Source organism: Pseudomonas sp. Tul2A7 (assembly GCF_054790505.1).
In genome coordinates, this window is record NZ_CP186499.1 from 3,264,991 (window position 1) to 3,284,720 (window position 19,730).

The window sequence follows — 19,730 nt, forward strand, 5'->3', positions numbered from 1 at the left end:
GTGCGGGCAAAGATAAGGTTGCCGGGCGTTGGGAAACAGCGTGATTTTCATAAATGACTGTTGCGCAGGAGGTAAAAGTCGAATATTGCGGTGCAGCCAAGAGCAACCCCCTCACCCCAGCCCTCTCCCCCAGGGGGGCGAGGGGGAAAGGGAGTAGATCCGGGGCTTTTCAAAATCCGAGTTCGACTGGATATTTCAGGTCGGCGTACTTCGAGAGAACAACTCGGTCAGTCCCCTCTCCCTCCGGGAGAGGGTTAGGGTGAGGGGCTTTTCAGACCGGCAAATAAATCCCGAAAGTATTCATCCCCCGATCACTGCGCACAAACACATCCCCACCATGCATCAGCGCAATCGCCTTGACGATCGCCAGCCCCAACCCATGGTTATTGCCACTGTTGCTACGCGACGCATCCACCCGATAAAAGCGCTCGAACAAGCGTGGCAAATGCTCACTGGCAATCGGCGAACCGGGGTTGGCCACGCCGATACTCACCTGATGCTCCTCGACCTCGATGCATACCTCGATCACCTGTCCCGGCCCGGTGTGCTGCACCGCATTACTCAACAAATTGATCAACGCCCGGCGCAAATGCGCGACCTCGATCTGCACCAGCGCATCACCGCTGACCTGCACCTGAACCTGCGCGTCCTCGAGAATGAAATCCAGATATTCCAGTGTCGTCGCCACCTCATCCGCCAGCGAAGTGGATGTGAGTTTGGTCGCCTTGTTGCCCTGGTCGGCACTGGCCAGAAACAGCATGTCATTGATGATCGAACGCAGCCGTTCCAGCTCTTCCAGATTCGATTGCAGCACCTCGAAATAATGTTCGGCAGAGCGCCCACGGGTCAGCGCCACTTGCGTCTGGCCGATCAGATTGGTCAGCGGCGAACGCAGTTCATGGGCGACGTCGGCGTTGAACGATTCCAGCCGCGAATAGGCGACTTCAACCCGTTCCAGCGTCGAGTTGAATGAGTCGACAAACTGCTCCAGCTCCGGCGGGAGCGGCGACAAACGCAAGCGCCCGGCCCGCAGCGGCGGCGCCAGACGCTGGGCTTCATGGGACAGTTTGATCAACGGTTTGAGACCAATCCGCGCCACCCAATAACCCAGCGCCGAAGCCATCAGCACACCGACAATCGCCAGCCCGATCAGCGCGATCAACAGGTTGTGCTGAGTCTCGTGAAAGGTCTCGGTATCAATGCCGATCATGAACCGTAGCGGCGGGCGCTGATCCTTGGCTGGCAACTCGGTCAGCAACACTTTCAGCGGATAAGGATGGTCGGGCAACTGCAGGTCATGCATGCCCAGCGGCCCTTGGGCGAAGGCGCGAATCGCTGCATCGGGCTGACCGTATTCGTAACCCGGATCGCCGCTCACCACCCAGAAACGAATACGTTTGTCCTCTTCGCCGAGCAGCTTCAACTTGGCGTTTATCTTCACCCAGTGCTCGGGTGTGCCGAAGCGATTGAGTGCCGATTCGAGCACGCTGTAACGCGCATCCAGCTCGGCTTCCGGCAGCAGGCCCAGTCCCTTGTCCACCTGTTGATAAAGCGCACCGCCGATCAACAGAAACACCAGCAGCGCCACCAATGTGAACATGCCGCTGAGGCGCAACGCGATGGAATTACTGGACACCACGGCTCTCCAGTACATAACCCATGCCGCGAATGGTGTGCAGCAGTTTCTCGTCGAACGGCCCGTCGAGCTTGGCGCGCAGACGTTTGATCGCGACTTCGACGACGTTGGCATCGCTGTCGAAATTGATGTCCCAGACCATCTCGGCAATCGCGGTTTTCGAAAGGATTTCACCTTGCCGGCGGGCCAACACGCTCAACAGCGAGAACTCCTTGGCCGTCAGATCCAGTCGGGTTCCGGCGCGGGTGGCCTTGCGGCTGATCAGATCTATCCACAGGTCGGCGATGCTCACCTGCACCGGTTCATGCCCGCCGCTGCGCCGGGTCAGCGCTTGCAGGCGCGCGACCAGTTCAAGGAAGGAAAATGGTTTGCCGAGGTAATCGTCGGCACCGTCGCGCAGGCCTTTGATGCGGTCTTCGACGCGCTCGCGGGCGGTGAGCATGATCACCGGGGTCTGCTTGCGTGCACGCAATGCGCGCAGTACGCCGAAGCCGTCGAGGCCCGGCAACATGACGTCGAGGACGATCACCGCATAGTCGCTTTCCAGCGCCAGATGCAGACCCTCGACGCCGTCGCGGGCGAGATCCACGGTGTAACCCTGTTCCGTCAGACCGCGGTGCAGATAGTCCGCGGTTTTTTCCTCGTCTTCGATAATCAGAACGCGCATGACCCTGCCTCAGTCTGTGGTCGCCAATGCCGGTGAGGGCATCGGTTTGGGCCGGTGGAACAGCCGCTCGAGCCACAAGTATATGACTGGAGTGGTAAACAACGTCAGCATCTGGCTGACCAGCAAACCGCCGACTACCGCGATCCCCAGCGGCTGGCGCAACTCGGCGCCGGTGCCGTAACCGAGCATCAGCGGCAGCGCGCCAAGCAGGGCGGCGAGGGTGGTCATGATGATCGGCCGGAACCGCGTGATGCACGCTTCGAAAATCGCATCCTGCGGCGACAGGCCTCGGTGGCGCTGCGCTTCGAGCGCGAAGTCGATCATCAGGATGCCGTTCTTCTTGACGATACCGATCAGCAACACCAGCCCGATCAAGGCCATGATCGAAAAGTCCTGGCCGCAAATCCACAGCATGATCACCGCGCCCAAACCTGCTGCCGGCAATGTCGAAATGATCGTCAGCGGATGTACGAAGCTTTCATAAAGCACACCGAGAATGATGTACACCGCCACCAGTGCCGCGAGAATCAGCCACGGCTGGCTGGCCAGTGAACTCTGGAACGCCTGCGCTGCGCCCTGGAAATTGCCGCTGATCGCCGTCGGCATGCCGATCTCGGCCTTGGCCTGATTAAGCAGAATCACCGCATCACCCAACGCCACGCCGGGCGCGAGGTTGAACGACAGGTTGGCGGCGGGGAACATGCCATCGTGGGCAATCGACAGCGGGCCGATGGTCGGCGCATCGAATCTGGCCAGCGCCGACAGCGGCACCATCTCGCCACTGAGCGGCGAGCGCAGGTAGAAATAGTTGAGGCTTTCTGCTTTGCCGCGTTGCTTGGTGTCCAGTTCCAGAATCACGTTGTACTGGTTGACCTGGGTCTGGAATTCATTGATCTGCCGTTGACCGAAGGCGTCGTACAGCGCCTCATCGACATCGCTGGCGGTCAGGCCGAAACGGGCGGCGGCGCTGCGGTCGATGCTGATGTGGGTGATGCTGCCGCCCAGTTGCAAGTCGTTGGAAATATCGCGGAACGCCGGGTTGCTGCGCAGTTTTTCCGTGAGGCGTTGCGTCCATGTCGCGAGGGTCGCGCCGTCGTTACTTTTGAGCACGTATTGGTACTGCGCGCGGCTCGGGCCGGAGCTGAGGTTGATGTCCTGGCCGGCGCGCAGATAGAGGACGATGCCGGGGACCTTCATCAGTTGCGGGCGAATGCGGTCGATGAACTGGCTGGCGCTGACGTCACGGTCGCCACGTTTTTTCAGGGCAATCCAGAAGCGGCCGTTGGCGATGGTTTGGTTGCTGCCGGACACGCCGACCGAGTGGGAAAACGCCTGCACCGCCGGATCCGCGGCGACGATTTCGGCCATTGCCAGGTGTTTTTTCACCATGTCGCCGTAGGAAATATCCGCCGCAGCTTCGGTGGTGCCGAGGACGAAACCGGTGTCCTGCACCGGGAAGAAACCTTTCGGGATAAAGATGTAACCGCCGATGGCCAGCGCCAGCGATAAACCGAACACGCCGATCATCAGTTTCTGATGGGCGAGGGCGCGGCGCAGACCTTTCTCGTACCAGCCGAGCAGACGTTCGCTGAAGCCCGGTTTGGCGTGGGCGTGATGCACCGGTTTGCGCATGAACAGCGCAGCGAGAGTCGGCGCCAGGGTCAGCGACACCACCACGGAAATCATGATGGTCGAGGTCGCGGTCAGGGCGAATTCCTTGAACAGCCGGCCGACCACGCCGCCCATGAACAGCAGCGGAATAAACGCCGCCACCAGCGAGAAACTGATCGAGACCACGGTGAAACCGATCTCGCCAGCGCCTTTGATGGCCGCCTCGCGCATGTCGTCGCCGGCCTCCAGATGTCGGTGGATGTTTTCGACCACCACGATCGCATCGTCGACGACGAAACCAACCGCGACGACGATCGCCACCAGCGTCAGGTTGTTCAGGCTGAAACCGAGGATATACATCAGGGCAAAACTGGCGATCAACGACACGCCGAGTACCGCCGAAACAATCAGGGTCGCCGACAACTGACGCAGGAACAGCGCCATCACCGCGACCACCAGCATGATCGCGATCAACAGGGTGATTTCGACTTCATGCAGCGAAGCGCGGATGGTCTGGGTGCGGTCGATCAGGGTTTTCACTTGCACCGAGGCCGGCAGCATCGCTTCGAGGCCGGGCAGGGCAGCTTGAATGCGGTCGACCGTTTCTACGATGTTGGCGCCGGGCTGGCGCGAGATCACCAGGTTCACACCGGGTTGATCACCGGCCCAGGCTTGCACGTAGGCATCTTCCGAACCGTTGACGACTTTGGCGACATCGCGCAGGTGAACCGGGGCGCCATCCTTGTAGGAAACGATGAGTTGGCTGTAGTCCTCGGGGTGGAACAACTGGTCGTTGGTCGACAGCGTCGAGATGCTTGATTCGCCGTACAGCGCCCCTTTGGCGAGGTTGAGGCTGGTCTGCTGAATCGCCAGTCGGATGTCGGCGAGGGTCAGGCCGATCGCCGCGAGTTTGTCCGCCGAGGCTTGTACGCGAATCGCCGGACGTTGCTGACCGGTGATGTTGATTTGTCCCACGCCGTCGATCTGACTGATCTGACGCGAGAGCAGGGTTTCCACCAGGTCGCTGAGTTCGGTGCCGGGCATTTGCGTCGAGCTGACGCTGAGGATCAGCACCGGGCTGTCGGCCGGGTTGACCTTCTTCCAGGTCGGCAGGGTCGGCATGTCTTTGGGCAGTTTGCCGGCGGCGGTGTTGATCGCCGCTTGGACTTCCTGGGCGGCGGTGTCGATGCTTTTATCGAGGGTGAACTGCAGGGTCAAAAGGCTGGAGCCGAGCGCACTGCTGGAGGTCATCTGGGTCATGCCGGGGATGGCGCTGAATTGCACCTCCAGCGGCGTGGCCACGGACGAGGCCATGGTGTCGGGGCTGGCGCCGGGCAATTGCGCGGAAACCTGGATCGTAGGAAATTCCGCTTCCGGCAGTGGGGCAATCGGTAAACGCGGGAAGGCAATCAAACCGACCAGCACCAGCGCGATGGTCAGCAGGATTGTGGCGACCGGGTGATCGATGCACCACGTCGAGACGCCTTTGTGCGCCTTCATGGTTTCGGCTCCGCCTGCACTACCTGCGCCGGCTCGGTCATCACTTGTACGGTCGAGCCTGGCTTGAGCCGAGACTGGCCGTCGGTGACCAGCACATCACCGGCCTTCACGCCTTTGATGATGTCCTGGCCGCTGCCCTGATAAACCATCTGCACTTGCACGGCTTCAACCTTGTCGCCATTCACGCGGTAAACGAAGTGTTGGTCGAGACCGCGTTGTACGACGGTGGGTGGGACGACTAGCGCATCTTTGTCGAGGGCTGTCTGAATTTTTACCGTGACCAGCAGGCCGGGCCAGAGCTTCTGGCTGGCGTTGTCGAATTCGGCCTTTGCGCGGATGGTGCCGGTGTTGGCGTTGATCTGGTTGTCGATCAGGGTCAGGTGGCCTTCGCCGAGCAGGTTGCCGGTTTCGCCGTCGGTGTCGGCGCCGATGTAGGCCTTGACCGGTGCGCGCTGCGGATCGTTGATCAGGCCTTGCAGGGTCGGCAGCATTTGCTGCGGCAGGGAGAATTCGACGGCGATCGGGTCGATCTGGGTGACGGTGAACAGGCCGGCGGTGTCGGTCATGCGCAGGAAGTTGCCTTCATCGACTGTGCGAATACCGACGCGGCCGGTGACGGGGGAGCGGATCTGCGTGTAGGAAAGTTGCACCTGCGCCGCATCAATCGAGGCCTGGTTGCCTTGGGCGGTGGCCTTCAGTTGGTTGACCAGGGCTTGTTGCTGGTCGTAGGTCTGTTTCGAGATGCCGTCGTCGACGGTGAGCAGTTTGTAGCGTTTGAGGTTGACCAGGGCGACTTGCAGTTGCGCCTGGCTTTCGCCCAGTTGGGCGCGGGCCTGATCGAGGCTGGCGCGGATGGAGCGGTCGTCGATGGTGGCCAGCAGGTCGCCTGCTTTGACGAGTTGGCCTTCTTTGACGAGGATTTTGGTGAGGATGCCGTCGATCTGGGGGCGCACGACGACGCTGTGTAATGAAAGGACGGAGCCGATGCCGCTGGTGTAGCGGGGGACGTCTTTTGCGCTGACCGCTATGACTCGCACGGGGATTGCTGTGGGGGTGGCGAGTTTGGTTGGGGCGGGTTTCAGGGCGTACCACAGACCTGCGCCTGCGAGGACGATCAATAGGGTGGCGAGCAGGGCTTTGTTCTTTTGGATTCGCATGCGGGGTGGGCGCCGGGCGGAGTTTGGGCAGGGTTAGGGTCTTTATAAACTTGTTTGGGGGTCAGGAGGGTGACGGCTGGCTGTCAGCGCTGTCAGTTTTCTCTGTGTGTATATCCGTTGCTGCGGGTGTTGCTGATTACGGTTCCGCCCTTACGGCGGGTCACTTTTTCCAGACGCCGAAAAAGTAACCAAAAAGGCTTGCTCCTACGTACGGCCCGCTCGCTGGGGCTCGGGGTTCCTTCGCTCCGGGATCGATCCGGGCGCAGCGCCTACGGTTTGCTTCGCTGCACCTCCTCTCGCTGTGTTTGGCTGCGCCAAACGGTCGCTGCGCTCCCACGCCCGGATCAATCCCTCCACTCAGCCTTCCGACGTCGCCCGTGGATCAAGATCAAGATCAAGATCAAGAGCAGGCGAGCTGACACTCGGCCTATTGAGTGGTGAAGAGCGCGGGTGTTCGGCTTTGGTTTTGTGGTGGATTCGCCCCTCACCCCAGCCCTCTCCCGGAGGGAGAGGGCTAGGGTGAGGGGCTTTTGATCTGTTTCAAAACCTGAGTTCAACACGGTATCGCACGTCGGCGTACTTCTCCCAAACGACTCGGTCAGTTCCCTCTCCCTCCGGGAGAGGGCTAGGGTGAGGGGCTTTTGATCTGGTTCAAAACCTGAGTTCAACACGGTATCGCACGTCGGCGTACTTCTCCCAAACGACTCGGTCAGTTCCCACTCCCTCCGGGAGAGGGCTAGGGTGAGGGGCTTTTGATCTGTTTCAAAACCTGAGTTCAACACGTTATCGCACGTCGGCGTACCTCTCCCAAACACCTCGATCAGTTCCCTCTCCCTCCGGGAGAGGGCTAGGGTGAGGGGCTTTTGATCTGTTTCAGAATCTGAGTTCAACACGGCAATCGCACGTCGGCGTACCTCTCCCAAACACCTCGGTCAGTCCCCTCTCCCTCTGGGAGAGGGCTAGGGTGAGGGTTGGCTTTTGGCTGTTTAAATTTGTGTCAAATAACCAGAACCTTCCCACAAGCTTTTCAGGTTGTCCGTCGGACGTGCGCTCTCTAGTCTTTGGTTGTCGCCGAAAACTCGGCGATCGGGTGTGAGAACCCGGGCTAAGTATTATTCCAATACCAGTACCGTCATAATCGGCGCCAGCTGATTGCTGCCTGCATTTTTATGGCGGCTATGTACGGGCGGACTTCGGTCCGGCCGGAGGTTTTACTGGTCCTTGCCCGGTTTCTCACCCCGTACGTAGCTGCCACCCAATTCGCCGCGTGAGAAACGGTAATTGTTGGCTCCAATCAGTGAGGACTGAGTAAATGACTAAGCCCGTACCCGATCCACCCATCGATCCCACCACCCCACTCGAAGACGCCATCCGCGCCGACGACCAGATCAAAACCCGCGAAGCCATCAAGCGCGCGCTCGATTTCTACCTCTGCCCCGAACCTGTCAAACCGCGTCAGCCCAGTACGATGTTCCTCATCCACCCGAACATCGACACCGAAAGCCTGCTCGCCCACGCCTGCGAATCGCTGGCTTCAGCCAATGTCATGGCCGGTGATCTGGCCGATCAGCTCAGTCGCCCGCAGCGCAGTACGGCGCTGGCGATCCAGCAGATCGTCATGCTTGCCGAGCTGGCGGTGAACCGGGCGCTGGATCGGGTTGATCCACAAACGTAATCCGTCGGAACACCGCGTCATCGTTCTTCGCGAGCAGGCTCGCTCCCACCGTTTGAAGCGCAGTCCACCTGTGGGAGCGAGCCTGCTCGCGAAGACGTCTGATTGGGCACCCCATCTCTAAAGGCCATTTTTTGTTGAGCAGTCCCAATCCGGGACCTATTTGCCCACTACGCTTCTCAAGATCCGTCCCTCCACGCGGATAAACATTGTGTAGCCTGGGTTCTCTGGGCCGCTCACCCCGGGGGGGGCTTGAAATGAAGCTGAAAACCGCTCTGCCGTCTGTGCTTCTGTTGCTTCCACTCACAGCCTTCGCCGCGCCTGTCAGTCAATCCGGCGAGATCCGCTTCACCGGGCAAATCGTTGACTCGGGCTGTCAGGTCGGACCGGTCGGGGCGTTTGCGTCTCGTGAGTTTCGCCAGATCGAAATCAAGCCCGGTGTGAAAGTCGATGTCGACACCGATCGCAACGCTTGCAGTCATCAGTCGCTGCCGATTTCCATGCGCTACGAAGCGCTGAAGACCTCGACCGACAAAGGCATCGTCATCATCAGTTACCTGTAAACCGTTCGGCGTGCGCTGCAAATCTTCAGGTGCCGAAACAAGGCGCACAGGTATACTGCGCGCCTTCGCGGCTCACTGATCGGGCCCGACTTTTTGCTTTCCGGAGCTTTTATGACTTCCCCGACCCTGCCGCCGGTTGACGACGCCGTGAGCGATGTCCCGGCTGAACTGGCCGACACCAGCGATACCAAAGCCGAAATCCCGGCCTTCAAGTTCCCATTCAAGCCGGGCGAGCTGGCCTCTGCCAAAGGCTCGAACCAGCCGTGGTACAAGAACGGCGCCAAGAATGGCCACACCAAGACCCCGGGCATGGCGCCGCCGGGTACCCGTCGTTCGATGGGCAAGCGCTGATCTGTTCTTGAGGTAATCGCACCAAGACGCAGAATATTCCCACAGAGATAGCAGATTCGCCCTCTGGGAATCCAAGCGACCTTTCGTCAAAGATTCATGCCCCGTGAACGCTTTGATAAAGGTCGCTTCCATGTCTCTGGCAAAAATCCTGTCCGCTTTGTCGCTGTTAGCCCTGACCACCGGTTGTGTGTCGTCGACGGTCGAGCCGACGCTGCGGTTTGGCGTCGAACCTCTCGTACCCCCCTTTGAAAGTCGCAACGATAAAGGTGAACTGGTCGGACTCAACATCGAGTTGGGCAATGCCTTGTGCGCCGAACTGCAAAAACGTTGCGTGTGGGTCGATCAGGATTACGCGACCAATATCGTGGCGCTTGAGGCCAATCGTTTCGACGTGATCATGCCGATGACGGCCACCCCGGCGCGGCGGGAACGCATCGATTTCACTGAAAACCTCTACCCGTTGAGCAGCCAGTTGGTCGCGCGCAAGGGGACGCATCTGCAACCTGATGCCAAATCACTCCAAGGCACACGTATTGGTGTGTTGGCCGGCACCAGTCGCGAGGCGTTCGCCAAGGCGCGCTGGGCTGAGTCGGGTGTGACGATTCGTAGTTTTCAATTCAACGATCAACTGATTGCGAGTCTGCAGAGCGGTGAAATCGATGCCACCTTGCAGGATTCCATCGAAATCACGCACGCATTCTTGAGCCGGCCGCAGGGTCAGGCGTTCGGTTTTGCAGGGCCGGCGCTCAAGGATCCGATGCTGGGCACGGGCGCGGCCATGGCTTTGCGCAAAACCGACAGCAAACTGCGTGATGAACTCAATGCGGCCCTCGAGCGTTTAAAACAGAGCGGCCAGTATCAGGCGATAACTGAGCGCTATCTGTCGTCTGCTATCAGCGACTTCCCCCGTTATCGAGCCAAGGCGCAGGATTTGCCGTTTTCCGATTCCGTACAGATAGGTGAGACGATCTACTTGTCCGGTGTGCTCGGGCTGGATGTCGATGGCCAACTGGCGGCGGGCGGGATTCGTCCGCAAATGGTTCAGGTCATGGAGAATCTGCGTAGCGCGCTGGACCGAAGTGGTTCATCTCTCGCGCACGTGGCCAAGTGCACCGTGATTCTCACCGACGTCAAGGATTTCGCCGGGATGAACGAGGTTTATCGCCGCTATTTCCCTGCCGACCGGTTACCTGCTCGCACGACGTTCGCGGGCAGGCAACTGGTGGTGCCGGGAGCTAAAGTGGAGCTTGAATGTCTGGCAGTGGCTGCCAGCTGAAAAAGTCGCAAGCATTCCCGTCAGCCGTCAGCCGTCAGCCGTCAGCCGTCGCTGCGTTGTGCGTGCGGTTGATGGCTAAATGCATGCCGGCGCAGGCGCTTGCGCCTATGTGGCAGGCGCTCAAGCACGGACAGTCGTGGATGGGCCTGGTGAAAAATCGTTGCAAGAACAGCGATCATTTCAGCGGGATCAGCGAGCGGCTCAGTTTTACTGGGAAATGCATTTCAAATGCAGGAGTGAGCCTGCTCGGGATGAGGCCCGTGCAGACGCTAAAGAATCTGGATCAAGCCACGCGCAACGAGATAAACGCATACGTCTGCGCCGGCTCCGTCACCACCTGAGCCCCGGCCGCCAACACCTGCCCGGCAACATCATCGCCCGACAGATGAAACACCCACTCACTCGGCGCAGTCTTCAACGGTTGCGCTGTCACCTGATCAATCACCGCCGCAAACGCATCCATATTCGGTAAGTACGCAGTAAACCCGTCACCCTTCAACGCCGTGGTGCGAATCCCCAGCATCGCGCAGATCGCGTCCTTGATGCCGATGTCATCGCGATCGGCCTGGCGCGAACGTTGAATCAATTCGACCAGTTCCTGATCAACCAACTCGCCGCCAGCGATCAAAACCGGCCCCTGTTGCCAGGACTCCGGCGGGCAATCCTTGGCGGCAGGGTTGAGCGGGATATGCGGATTGATTTCCGCCGGATAAATGCGGCAGACCAACGGCCGTCGCTTGTAGATCCGGCACAACTTGTCTTCGTCAAGATTCCGACAGGGGCCGACGTTGTAAGCCGCGAAGGTGATTGCCACATGGGCGTCGGTTGCGCCGCTGCGAACGACCGCTGAGCGACGTTCGGCATGTTCTCGCTGCTGCGCCGGCAGACCCAGGTCATTACCGAGAAAAGCCTCCACCAGCACAATCACCTGACCGCCATCCGCCGCCCACATGCGGGCTTCGGCCAGGGTCAGGGGAACATGGTGATCGGTGCAGCATTTGCCGCAGCCTACGCAGGAAAACGTCGTATTCATTGAGCGATCTGTCTTCAATCAGGGTGTGAAACGGTGGCGGAAAACCACCGCACAGACGCTGATCGAAGCAAGTTATGCGCCACTCACTGGGATTTGGCGCTCGGACGGATCGAGTCCCACTCGGTGACGAAGGCGGTTTTCGACTGTTTGTTGTACAGACACAGCTCGGTGCCTTGCTGGCCTTTCATGTGTTTTTGCGGGTACTGGCCTTGCAGCAACACGGCGGTGTAGCCGACGCGGTCATCGAACTGCGCTGGGGTACCGACGGGTTTGGTGTTTTTCAGGCTGCTGGCTTTGGTGCAACTGGCGAGTACGGTTTTGTCGTAAGCGGCCCAGGCGTCGGGGCTGGAGGCGTGGGCTTGAGAGGCGAGGGCGGTGAGGCAGAGCAGGCTTAAGGTGAGGGCTTTCATGGTGGGCGTCCTTGGGCGGGGGTGGCCAAGGTTGGAGTCTGCCTGAGTGTTAGAAGTTGCCTGTGCCGGCCCTTTCGCGAGAGGGCTCGCTCCCACCCTGGAATGGCATTTCAAAATGTGGGAGCGAGCCTGCTCGCGAAGACGGTCGATCAGTCCGGCACCAACTCCCGGCGGACCACATACATCCCGGCACTTTCATACAAGCGCTGCGCCCGCCGGTTGTCCTCCAGCACCTTCAGATCGACAAACCCTTCGCGCCGCTGCTGAAACACCTTGAATGCTTTGAGCAACAGCGCCCGGCCCAATCCGCGCCCCTGCATGCGCGGATGCACCACCAGATTCTTGATATAGGCACTTGTCCAGCATTGCGCCACGCCGACCACGCCTTCGGCATCCTGGGCAATAAAGCACAGGGTCGGATCGTATTCAGGATCGGTCTCGAATTGCTGCTGCCAAGTGTCCAGCGCCGGCACCCGGCCGCCACCTTCGGGGTAGCCGAGTTGCATCAAATGATGCACGTCCGGCGCGATTTCGACGGAGTACGTGCCCAGTTCAATGCCTTCAGGCCAAAGTGCATCCGGCGCGTCCTTGGCAAGATCGCGCCGCATCAAAAAACAATACGTCTCGGCCAAGACTCAGTGCCCGTGTGCGGCGACGTGTTTGGCCGCTTCGATCAGGCAGTGGGTCAGTTCCGGCGATGAGAACTTGGTCAACACGCCGTTCGCCCCGGCCAGGCGCGCTTTTTCGCTGTTCATCGCGCTGTCGAGCGAGGTGTGCAGCAACACGTACAAATGGGCGAAGTCCGGTGTTTCACGCAGGGTGCGGGTGAAGGCGTAACCGTCCATTTCGGACATTTCGATGTCGGAGACGATCAGGTTGATCTGCTGCGCCGTGCCTTGCAGGTCGAGCAGGCAGTCGATGGCTTCCTTGGCACTGCGTGCGGTGTGGCATTGCAGGCCGAGGTTGCGCAGGGTGTGCACCGATTGTTGCAGCGCCACCTGGCTATCGTCGACCACCAGAATCCGCGCATTGCCGAGCACATCAGCGTCTTCCATGCTCAGATCGGTCGGGGCCATTTCGATCTGCGCCGGGGCGATGCTGTGGATAACTTTTTCGATATCCAGTACCTGCACCAGCGTGCCGTCCACCGACGTCACGCCGGTGATGTAAGCGCGTGAACCGCCGGAGCCGAATGGCGGTGGTTTGATGTCGGTGGTCAGGCAGTGAACGATTTTGCTCACCGCTTGTACGTGCAGGCCCTGCTTGGAGCGGCTGACGTCGGTGACGATCAGGCAGCCGCCGTTCGGATCTTCGAGCGGACGCTCACCGATCGCGCGGCTAAGGTCGATGACCGACAGCGAGGCGCCTCGCAGGGTGGCGATGCCTTTAACGTGCGGGTGCGACTCCGGTAGTTTGGTCAGCGGCGGGCAGGGGATGATTTCACTGACTTTCAGCAGGTTGATCGCCATCAGCTTGCCGCTGCGCAAGGTAAACAGCAGAAGCGAAAGTGAGTCTGCGCGGGCTTTGGTGGAGGACATATGAACCTTCTGTGGAAAGGTGGTGGGCGAGGGTGGAAATCGCCAGAAACTATTGATGCCGGGTTATCGGCGTTAAAGGGGTGGGCTTTAGGTTAGTTGTCGGGTTGTGTTTCGATCAAAAGCCAAAGCCCCTCACCCCAGCCCTCTCCCGGAGGGAGAGGGGGCCGACGGAGGTGTCAAACGTTGTACATCGACCTGAATGACCGAGTCGATTATGGATTCGGTAAAGATCTTTCACGTCGGCGGAATTCTTGAATATCCCCCAATCAGTCCCCTCTCCCTCTGGGAGAGGGCTAGGGTGAGGGTGTGCTTTTAGCCTTTCATCCCCAACCGCTTGGCCATCCGCCCAAGGTTCGCCCGATCCAGCCCCAACTCCCGCGCCGCACTCGCCCAGTTATCCTGATTACGCTCCAGCGCCGCACTGATCAAACGCCGCTGATACTGCTCGGTCGCACTGCGCAAATCTCCGCTAATCAGCGGCATCTCGGTCACCGCACCAACAACAGCCTCAACCGAGTTATCCACAGCCTCGCGCGGTAAATCCAGATCCGCCGCGCTCAAACTGAGAATCTTCGGCCGCACCTTGCAGTTGCCCAGCGCTTTCAACGCACTGCGCCCGATCAAGTGCTCAAGTTCGCGCACGTTGCCCGGCCAAGTGTAGGCGAGCAGCGCTTCCTGAGCGTCGCTGTTCAGGCGCAGGCTGTTGAGGCCCATGCGCGAGCGATTCTGTTCGAGGAAGAAGCCGCTGAGCAACAACACGTCGCGGCCGCGATCGCGCAGCGCCGGTACGCGCAGCGGGTACACACTGAGGCGATGGTAGAAGTCGGCGCGATAGCGACCGCTGCGCACTTCTTCGGCCAGGTCGCGGTTGGTCGCGGCAATCAGGCGCACATCGACCTGATGCTCCTTGTCCGAGCCCAAACGTTGCAATTGACCGCTCTGCAAGACGCGCAGCAATTTCGCCTGCACGGTCAGCGACAACTCACCGACTTCATCGAGAAACAGTGTGCCGCCATTGGCCAGTTCGAACTTGCCGCGACGGTCGTTGGTGGCGCCGGTGAAGGCGCCGCGCACGTGGCCGAACAATTCGCTTTCTACCAGCGTATCCGGCAGGGCGGCGCAGTTGAGGCTGATGACCGGTTTGTCGGCGCGCGCTGATGCGGCGTGAATCGCCTGGGCGACCAGCTCTTTGCCGACGCCGGTTTCGCCGGTGATCAACACGGTCAGATCACTGCCGCCAACCAGATTGATTTCTTCTACTAACTTCTTCAGCGCCTTGCTCTGGCCGATCATTTCGCGATTCTGCTGGCCGCTGGCCTGACGATAAACCTCGGCGCGCTGGTGTTCGTCCTCGGCGCGATTGGCCAAGCGTTGAATGCGTTCGGCAGCGTTGACCGTGGCCGAGGCGAGGCTGGCGAAGGCTTGCAAGGCGTCGAGCTCGATCGGTTCGAAACGCTCGGGATCGAGCGCATCGAGGGTAATCAGGCCCCAGAGCTTTTCATCGACAAATAAAGGACAGCCGAGGCAATCGTGGACCTCCAGATGCTCGTTGAGGCCATCGACCAAGCCGTCATAAGGATCGGGCAAGTCGCTGTCGGCGGCGAATCGCGTGGGTCCGGCACCGCTCAGGAGTATTTCGAAGCGCGGATGCTCGCTGACCTTGAAGCGCCGGCCGAGGGTGTCGGTGCTCAAACCGTCCACCGCCAGCGGCACCAGCGCTTCGCCGTCGAGGCGCAACAATGCGGCGGCATCGCAGGGCAGCAGGGCGCGCATGGCTTCAAGCAAGCGCCGATAGCGCTCGCCCTCGGGCAGTTCGCGGGACAGGTCGGAGACGAGAGGCAGCAGGGTGGTAAGCAAGGATTTGGCGATCATGGTCTTGTAGTCAAAGAGACAAGATGTAGTCGGGATGACTATAAAGGCCTTTGAGTCTTTATGACTACTGTGTTTTCAAGGTATTGATTTATATAGATAAAATAGTTGGCATGAAACCTGATAAGCCTAAGGTAACTTTTCCAAGAAACTCAGGAGTCACCTTATGCTTAGCGTCCAGGATCGTGCCATCGTCAAATCCACTGTGCCCCTGCTGGAAAGCGGCGGTGAAGCGCTGATCACGCACTTCTACCGCATGATGCTCTCCGAATACCCGGAAGTTCGCCCGCTGTTTAACCAGGCGCACCAGGCCAGCGGTGACCAGCCGCGCGCGCTGGCCAACGGCGTGTTGATGTATGCGCGGCACATCGATCAGCTCGACCAGTTGGGCGATCTGGTGGCGAAAATCATCAACAAACACGTGGCCCTGCAGATCCTTCCGGAGCATTACCCGATTGTCGGCGCCTGCCTGCTGCGCGCCATTTCCGAAGTGCTCGGCGAAGAGATTGCCACACCGGAAGTGATGAACGCCTGGGGCGCGGCTTACGGGCAACTGGCGGACATTCTGATCGGCGCCGAAACCGCGATCTACGACCAGAAAGAGCAAGCCGTCGGCGGCTGGCGCGGGGCGCGGGAGTTCATCGTCGCGGCCAAGGTCGAGGAGAGCGCGGAAATCATTTCGTTCTACTTCGAGCCTGCTGATAAAGGCCCGATCCTCGCGGCGGAGCCGGGCCAGTACATCGGCATGAAGCTGATCCTCGACGGTGAAGAAATCCGCCGCAATTACTCGTTGTCGGCATTGGCGAATAACGGTCAGTACCGCATCAGCGTCAAGCGCGAACCGGGTGGCCGCGCATCCAATCACCTGCACGATCAACTGCATGTCGGCGCCAGCATTCAGCTGTTCCCGCCATCGGGTGAGTTCACCTTGGCTGCGAGCGACAAGCCACTGGTGCTGATCAGCGGCGGCGTCGGCATCACGCCGACTCTGGCGATGCTCGAAGCGGCGCTGGAAACCGAGCGGCCGGTGCACTTTATCCATTGCGCGCGTAATGGCAGCGTGCATGCGTTCCGTGACTGGATTGATGAGCTGGCTGAGCGCCATCCGCAACTCAAGCGTTTTTACTGCTATGCCGAAGATGACGGTGTCAGCCCGGCGGCGGACAAGGTCGGGATGCTGGATCAGGCGCTGTTGGGCGAGTGGTTGCCGCAGGAGCGTGATGTCGACGCGTACTTCCTCGGGCCGAAGGGCTTCATGGGCGCGATCAAGCGGCATCTGAAAGCGCTGGGTGTGCCGGAGAAACAAAGCCGTTATGAGTTCTTTGGGCCGGCTGCTGCTTTGGAGTGATCTGAAACCGGGTTGCCTTCATTCGCGAACAGGCTCGCTGCCACGGGGGATTTGTGTTTGACACAGATCCAATGTGGGAGCGAGCCTGCTCGCGAAGGCCGTTACGCGGTGCTGATTCTTAAAAAGTGTTTAAAGGTTAATCGTTTCTTAACCGGTTTATCGTTTATTCCCCGATGCTGATGATAGGCGCTCGTCGTTTACATGATCAGGATCGCCCCCATGTCGCATTTTGCCTTCGCCCGTCGTTTCAGCTTCGCAGCCATCGGTCTTTCGGCCGCGTTGCTGACGAGCCCGTTTGCCTTTGCCGAATCTGCCCTGATAAAGCCGCAGACCCTGATCGTCGATCAGAGCCTGCCCAAGACGCAGGTCGAAGCTATGGAAATGGCCGCGCGGCGTTACGCCAGTTTCTGGAATTCCGGTGAGGAGGCGTTGGCCACGGCGGCGTTGTCGCCGCAGTTTGTCGACCAGACGCCACCCGAAGGCCGGGTACAGGGGTCGACCGGGCCGTTGCTGGCGTCGAAGTTCTTTCGCACGGCGGTGCCGGACTTGAGTTGCGACATCGAGCAAATGATCATCGCCGGTGACCGCGTGGTGGTGCATCTGCACTTTCGCGGGCATTTCAGCGGTACGTTCAAGGCTCTCAAAGGGCAGGGCCAGCGTGTAGACTTCCGGGCAACCGATATCTATCAGATTGATAACGGTCGCATTGCGGCCAATTGGCATATCGAAGACAACATCAGCTTGATGGCGCAACTGCAAGCGCAGCCGCCGGCCAGCTGAACCATGGACATATAAAGGAAACGCGATGAGCGAGGAAACGATTCGACTGGGACGTGAGCGGCGCTTTCTGGTGCTGCTGGGCATCATCTGCCTGGCACTGATCGGCGGTGCGCTGTACATGCAGATCGTGCTCGGCGAAGCACCGTGCCCACTGTGCATTTTGCAGCGCTATGCATTGCTGCTGATCGCGCTGTTCGCGTTCATCGGCGCGGCGATGCGTACCCGTCGCAGCATCACCGTGTTCGAAGTGCTGGTGGTGCTTTGCGCGATTGCCGGGGCCGGTGTGGCCGGGCATCACGTGTACACCCAGTTCTACCCAGCGGTGAGCTGCGGCATCGATGTGCTGCAGCCGATTGTCGATGATCTGCCGCTGGCGAAGATTTTCCCGCTGGGCTTCCAGGTCGACGGTTTCTGCTCGACGCCGTACCCGCCGATCCTCGGCCTGTCGCTGGCGCAATGGGCGCTCGTGGCGTTCGTGCTGGTGGTGATCCTGGTGCCGCTGCTGACCTCGCGTAATCGAAAAGCACTGCGCTGAGTCAACTATTCGGCTGTCTGGCCGATACAGAAAACGCCCCGATTTGCGGATCAGCCAATCGGGGCGTTTTGCATTTCAGAGTGTTTGTGAAAACACCGTGACGGACGGCAAGGCAGGGTGCGGCAAGTGTGCGACATGTTGTCACACGCGCGGTGTCGCAGGACGCTTCAGTGATGCGGAATCGGGCGTTGTTACAAAAAAGGATTGGTCTGCTTCGGGGTTTTTCGGCTTTAGCACGCGGGTGCCAGAGCAGGCAGTTTTAACAAGCGCGGGCATATGGCCAAAAGCCTTGGGTTATCGGGGCTTGCGCTGTTCGAGCGTTCGGAAAAAGCCTTCAGAGCTGTCTGAACTGACGCGGGTACACCTACAATTTTTGGTGTTTTTGTTGAGAATTGATTTCGATAAGATGCGGAACTTTTGCAAAAATGGCGATGGATTGTTGCTCGAACGGATAAAAATTATTTCGGGATAAGACATGGTGTATAGGGCGCTACCTATCTACAATCGCCCGCACTGAATTCCCGGCACTGTTCAGCCTTTATTAAGGAACGCTTTTTATTAAGGCGCTGCGCAGAAAGTCGGGTGTCGAGTGAGTCGCAAGGCTTCCAAGACACCCAGGTGTCGGTGCCTTCCAACTTTCCGCACCAAATGGAATTGGTCTGTAACAAGGCCTTTGACCACGAATTCGAATAAGAACTGACCGCTGTCCCAGGTTTTGTCGAGCGTCTGACGCGCGACGGGCGGCCCTTATTCAATCCAAAGAAAATGCCAACCCTTGGCAGGGTGAAGTGTTGGCGATCAAAACCCAACTGCATTGCGCAAGCTGCTTTAGAGGTCGTGAGATGAGTAAAAACAGGTACCCCAGATTACTAGGCCTAGTGCCGCTGCTCGGCACGTTGTTGCTGGGAGGCTGCAACATGACCTTGCTCAATCCAACGGGCCAGGTCGGCCTGGAACAGCGCAACCTGATCATCACCGCGACCCTGCTGATGCTGTTGGTCGTTGTGCCGGTTATCGTCATGACCTTCCTGTTCGCCTGGAAGTACCGCGCGTCGAACAAGAACGCCGTCTACACCCCGAAATGGTCGCACTCGACCAAAATCGAAGTGGCAGTCTGGACCATCCCGGTTCTGATCATCATTGCCCTGGGTTACATCACCTACATTTCGACCCACGAACTGGACCCGTATCGTCCGATCCAGTCCGACGTCAAGCCTGTGACCATCGAAGTGGTCGCGCTGGACTGGAAGTGGCTGTTCATCTACCCGGAACAAGGCATTGCCACGGTCAACAAGATCGTGTTCCCGGCGCACACGCCAATCAACTTCAAGATCACCTCTGACGCTGTGATGAACTCGTTCTTCATCCCGGGTCTGGGCGGCCAGATCTACGCGATGGCGGGCATGCAGACCAAACTGCACCTGATCGCTGACCGTAACGCTGAAATGGACGGTATCTCCGCCAACTACAGCGGCGCGGGTTTCACCGGTATGAAATTCAAGGCTATCTCCACCACTCAGGAAGATTTCGACGCCTGGGTAAGTGAAGTCAAGAAGTCACCTAAACAGCTTGATCAAGCTGAATACGCGGCCCTTGCCAAACCGAGCCAGAACAACCCAGTCGAGCTCTACTCCTCGGTCACGCCGAACCAGTTCCAGATCATCGTCGACAAGTACGAAGGTATGAAGCCGGGCAAGCCGCTGAAGCACGAGAAGAAAGAGAAAGAAGTGGCGGCCACGGAAATTGACTCGAGTTCGCATTCAGCTGCCGGGGCAGAGGAGTAA

General features: G+C 59.4%; 19 protein-coding genes. 9 read left to right on the plus strand and 10 right to left on the minus strand.

Annotation, left to right across the window (positions count from 1 at the left end; translation table 11 throughout):
• Window positions 1-271 precede the first annotated feature (271 nt).
• The 5 genes from ACOYXJ_RS14795 to ACOYXJ_RS14815 form a co-directional block, all read right to left on the minus strand.
• Window positions 272-1,636 (minus strand): heavy metal sensor histidine kinase, encoded by a 1,365-nt coding sequence (locus ACOYXJ_RS14795; protein ID WP_460370132.1) that lies wholly within the window; start codon window positions 1,634-1,636, stop codon window positions 272-274.
• A complete protein-coding gene (locus ACOYXJ_RS14800) occupies window positions 1,626-2,303 on the minus strand; it encodes a heavy metal response regulator transcription factor (RefSeq protein ID WP_007916978.1) in 678 nt (225 codons plus the stop codon). The genes ACOYXJ_RS14795 and ACOYXJ_RS14800 overlap by 11 nt, the downstream gene beginning before the upstream one ends.
• Window positions 2,304-2,312: 9 nt before the next feature.
• Window positions 2,313-5,414 carry a multidrug efflux RND transporter permease subunit gene (locus ACOYXJ_RS14805; protein WP_460370134.1) on the minus strand — a complete coding sequence of 1,034 codons (3,102 nt, stop codon included), beginning with the start codon at window positions 5,412-5,414 and terminating at the stop codon, window positions 2,313-2,315.
• Window positions 5,411-6,571 (minus strand): efflux RND transporter periplasmic adaptor subunit, encoded by a 1,161-nt coding sequence (locus ACOYXJ_RS14810; protein ID WP_460370136.1) that lies wholly within the window; start codon window positions 6,569-6,571, stop codon window positions 5,411-5,413. The genes ACOYXJ_RS14805 and ACOYXJ_RS14810 overlap by 4 nt, the downstream gene beginning before the upstream one ends.
• A 344-nt stretch (window positions 6,572-6,915) precedes the next feature.
• Entirely contained in the window at window positions 6,916-7,464 is a 549-nt protein-coding gene (locus tag ACOYXJ_RS14815; protein WP_460370138.1) for a hypothetical protein, read from the minus strand.
• 419 nt (window positions 7,465-7,883) lie between these two features.
• On the opposite strand from ACOYXJ_RS14815, the gene ACOYXJ_RS14820 reads away from it, so the two are divergent.
• The 5 genes from ACOYXJ_RS14820 to ACOYXJ_RS14840 all read left to right on the plus strand — a co-directional run bounded on the left by ACOYXJ_RS14820 (window position 7,884) and on the right by ACOYXJ_RS14840 (window position 10,774).
• Window positions 7,884-8,246: a DUF6124 family protein gene (locus ACOYXJ_RS14820; protein WP_016985602.1), complete on the plus strand. Its 363-nt coding sequence runs from the start codon at window positions 7,884-7,886 to the stop codon at window positions 8,244-8,246.
• A gap of 254 nt (window positions 8,247-8,500) precedes the next feature.
• Window positions 8,501-8,806 carry a type 1 fimbrial protein gene (locus ACOYXJ_RS14825; RefSeq protein WP_460370140.1) on the plus strand — a complete coding sequence of 102 codons (306 nt, stop codon included), beginning with the start codon at window positions 8,501-8,503 and terminating at the stop codon, window positions 8,804-8,806.
• Window positions 8,807-8,917: 111 nt separating this feature from the next.
• Window positions 8,918-9,157, plus strand: coding sequence for a hypothetical protein (locus ACOYXJ_RS14830; protein ID WP_007916963.1), 240 nt, complete (start codon window positions 8,918-8,920; stop codon window positions 9,155-9,157).
• A gap of 130 nt (window positions 9,158-9,287) precedes the next feature.
• Window positions 9,288-10,433, plus strand: coding sequence for a transporter substrate-binding domain-containing protein (locus ACOYXJ_RS14835; protein WP_460370142.1), 1,146 nt, complete (start codon window positions 9,288-9,290; stop codon window positions 10,431-10,433).
• Window positions 10,409-10,774, plus strand: coding sequence for a hypothetical protein (locus ACOYXJ_RS14840; RefSeq protein WP_460373136.1), 366 nt, complete (start codon window positions 10,409-10,411; stop codon window positions 10,772-10,774). The genes ACOYXJ_RS14835 and ACOYXJ_RS14840 overlap by 25 nt, the downstream gene beginning before the upstream one ends.
• Here ACOYXJ_RS14840 and ACOYXJ_RS14845 read toward each other — a convergent pair.
• From ACOYXJ_RS14845 to norR, 5 genes are all read right to left on the minus strand, one after another.
• Window positions 10,717-11,466, minus strand: coding sequence for a YkgJ family cysteine cluster protein (locus ACOYXJ_RS14845; protein ID WP_460370144.1), 750 nt, complete (start codon window positions 11,464-11,466; stop codon window positions 10,717-10,719). The two genes, ACOYXJ_RS14840 and ACOYXJ_RS14845, sit on opposite strands and share 58 nt — an antisense overlap.
• 83 nt (window positions 11,467-11,549) lie before the next feature.
• The gene (locus ACOYXJ_RS14850) at window positions 11,550-11,876 is read right to left on the minus strand and encodes a hypothetical protein (protein ID WP_460370146.1); all 327 of its coding nucleotides are present in this window, start codon (window positions 11,874-11,876) and stop codon (window positions 11,550-11,552) included.
• A gap of 149 nt (window positions 11,877-12,025) precedes the next feature.
• Window positions 12,026-12,484: a GNAT family N-acetyltransferase gene (locus ACOYXJ_RS14855; RefSeq protein WP_460370148.1), complete on the minus strand. Its 459-nt coding sequence runs from the start codon at window positions 12,482-12,484 to the stop codon at window positions 12,026-12,028.
• Between the two features lie 27 nt (window positions 12,485-12,511).
• Window positions 12,512-13,414, minus strand: a complete 903-nt coding sequence (locus tag ACOYXJ_RS14860) for a chemotaxis protein CheV (protein ID WP_007916955.1) — start codon at window positions 13,412-13,414, stop codon at window positions 12,512-12,514.
• 312 nt (window positions 13,415-13,726) lie between these two features.
• A complete protein-coding gene (norR, locus tag ACOYXJ_RS14865; RefSeq protein WP_460370150.1) occupies window positions 13,727-15,286 on the minus strand; it encodes a nitric oxide reductase transcriptional regulator NorR in 1,560 nt (519 codons plus the stop codon).
• 163 nt (window positions 15,287-15,449) lie between these two features.
• Here norR and hmpA point away from each other — a divergent pair, with 163 nt between their 5' ends.
• From hmpA to cyoA, 4 genes are all read left to right on the plus strand, one after another.
• Entirely contained in the window at window positions 15,450-16,631 is a 1,182-nt protein-coding gene (gene hmpA, locus ACOYXJ_RS14870) for an NO-inducible flavohemoprotein (protein ID WP_460370152.1), read from the plus strand.
• A gap of 219 nt (window positions 16,632-16,850) precedes the next feature.
• Complete coding sequence (locus ACOYXJ_RS14875; RefSeq protein WP_460370154.1) at window positions 16,851-17,411, plus strand: ester cyclase; 561 nt, start codon at window positions 16,851-16,853, stop codon at window positions 17,409-17,411.
• A 25-nt stretch (window positions 17,412-17,436) separates the two neighbouring features.
• Window positions 17,437-17,946: a disulfide bond formation protein B gene (locus ACOYXJ_RS14880; RefSeq protein ID WP_223028089.1), complete on the plus strand. Its 510-nt coding sequence runs from the start codon at window positions 17,437-17,439 to the stop codon at window positions 17,944-17,946.
• Between the two features lie 842 nt (window positions 17,947-18,788).
• The gene (cyoA, locus tag ACOYXJ_RS14885; protein WP_007916947.1) at window positions 18,789-19,730 is read left to right on the plus strand and encodes a ubiquinol oxidase subunit II; all 942 of its coding nucleotides are present in this window, start codon (window positions 18,789-18,791) and stop codon (window positions 19,728-19,730) included.

Excerpts from the sequence above, each read along its gene's own strand:
- ACOYXJ_RS14850 (WP_460370146.1), bottom strand. The coding sequence starts at position 11,876 with ATGAAAGCCCTCACCTTAAGCCTGCTCTGCCTCACCGCCCTCGCCTCT.
- ACOYXJ_RS14810 (WP_460370136.1), bottom strand. The coding sequence starts at position 6,571 with ATGCGAATCCAAAAGAACAAAGCCCTGCTCGCCACCCTATTGATCGTC.
- ACOYXJ_RS14880 (WP_223028089.1), top strand. The coding sequence starts at position 17,437 with ATGAGCGAGGAAACGATTCGACTGGGACGTGAGCGGCGCTTTCTGGTG.
- ACOYXJ_RS14820 (WP_016985602.1), top strand. The coding sequence starts at position 7,884 with ATGACTAAGCCCGTACCCGATCCACCCATCGATCCCACCACCCCACTC.
- ACOYXJ_RS14860 (WP_007916955.1), bottom strand. The coding sequence starts at position 13,414 with ATGTCCTCCACCAAAGCCCGCGCAGACTCACTTTCGCTTCTGCTGTTT.
- ACOYXJ_RS14855 (WP_460370148.1), bottom strand. The coding sequence starts at position 12,484 with ATGCGGCGCGATCTTGCCAAGGACGCGCCGGATGCACTTTGGCCTGAA.
- norR (WP_460370150.1), bottom strand. The coding sequence starts at position 15,286 with ATGATCGCCAAATCCTTGCTTACCACCCTGCTGCCTCTCGTCTCCGAC.
- ACOYXJ_RS14875 (WP_460370154.1), top strand. The coding sequence starts at position 16,851 with ATGTCGCATTTTGCCTTCGCCCGTCGTTTCAGCTTCGCAGCCATCGGT.
- ACOYXJ_RS14835 (WP_460370142.1), top strand. The coding sequence starts at position 9,288 with ATGTCTCTGGCAAAAATCCTGTCCGCTTTGTCGCTGTTAGCCCTGACC.
- ACOYXJ_RS14840 (WP_460373136.1), top strand. The coding sequence starts at position 10,409 with ATGTCTGGCAGTGGCTGCCAGCTGAAAAAGTCGCAAGCATTCCCGTCA.
- ACOYXJ_RS14845 (WP_460370144.1), bottom strand. The coding sequence starts at position 11,466 with ATGAATACGACGTTTTCCTGCGTAGGCTGCGGCAAATGCTGCACCGAT.
- cyoA (WP_007916947.1), top strand. The coding sequence starts at position 18,789 with ATGAGTAAAAACAGGTACCCCAGATTACTAGGCCTAGTGCCGCTGCTC.
- ACOYXJ_RS14830 (WP_007916963.1), top strand. The coding sequence starts at position 8,918 with ATGACTTCCCCGACCCTGCCGCCGGTTGACGACGCCGTGAGCGATGTC.
- hmpA (WP_460370152.1), top strand. The coding sequence starts at position 15,450 with ATGCTTAGCGTCCAGGATCGTGCCATCGTCAAATCCACTGTGCCCCTG.
- ACOYXJ_RS14800 (WP_007916978.1), bottom strand. The coding sequence starts at position 2,303 with ATGCGCGTTCTGATTATCGAAGACGAGGAAAAAACCGCGGACTATCTG.
- ACOYXJ_RS14805 (WP_460370134.1), bottom strand. The coding sequence starts at position 5,414 with ATGAAGGCGCACAAAGGCGTCTCGACGTGGTGCATCGATCACCCGGTC.
- ACOYXJ_RS14825 (WP_460370140.1), top strand. The coding sequence starts at position 8,501 with ATGAAGCTGAAAACCGCTCTGCCGTCTGTGCTTCTGTTGCTTCCACTC.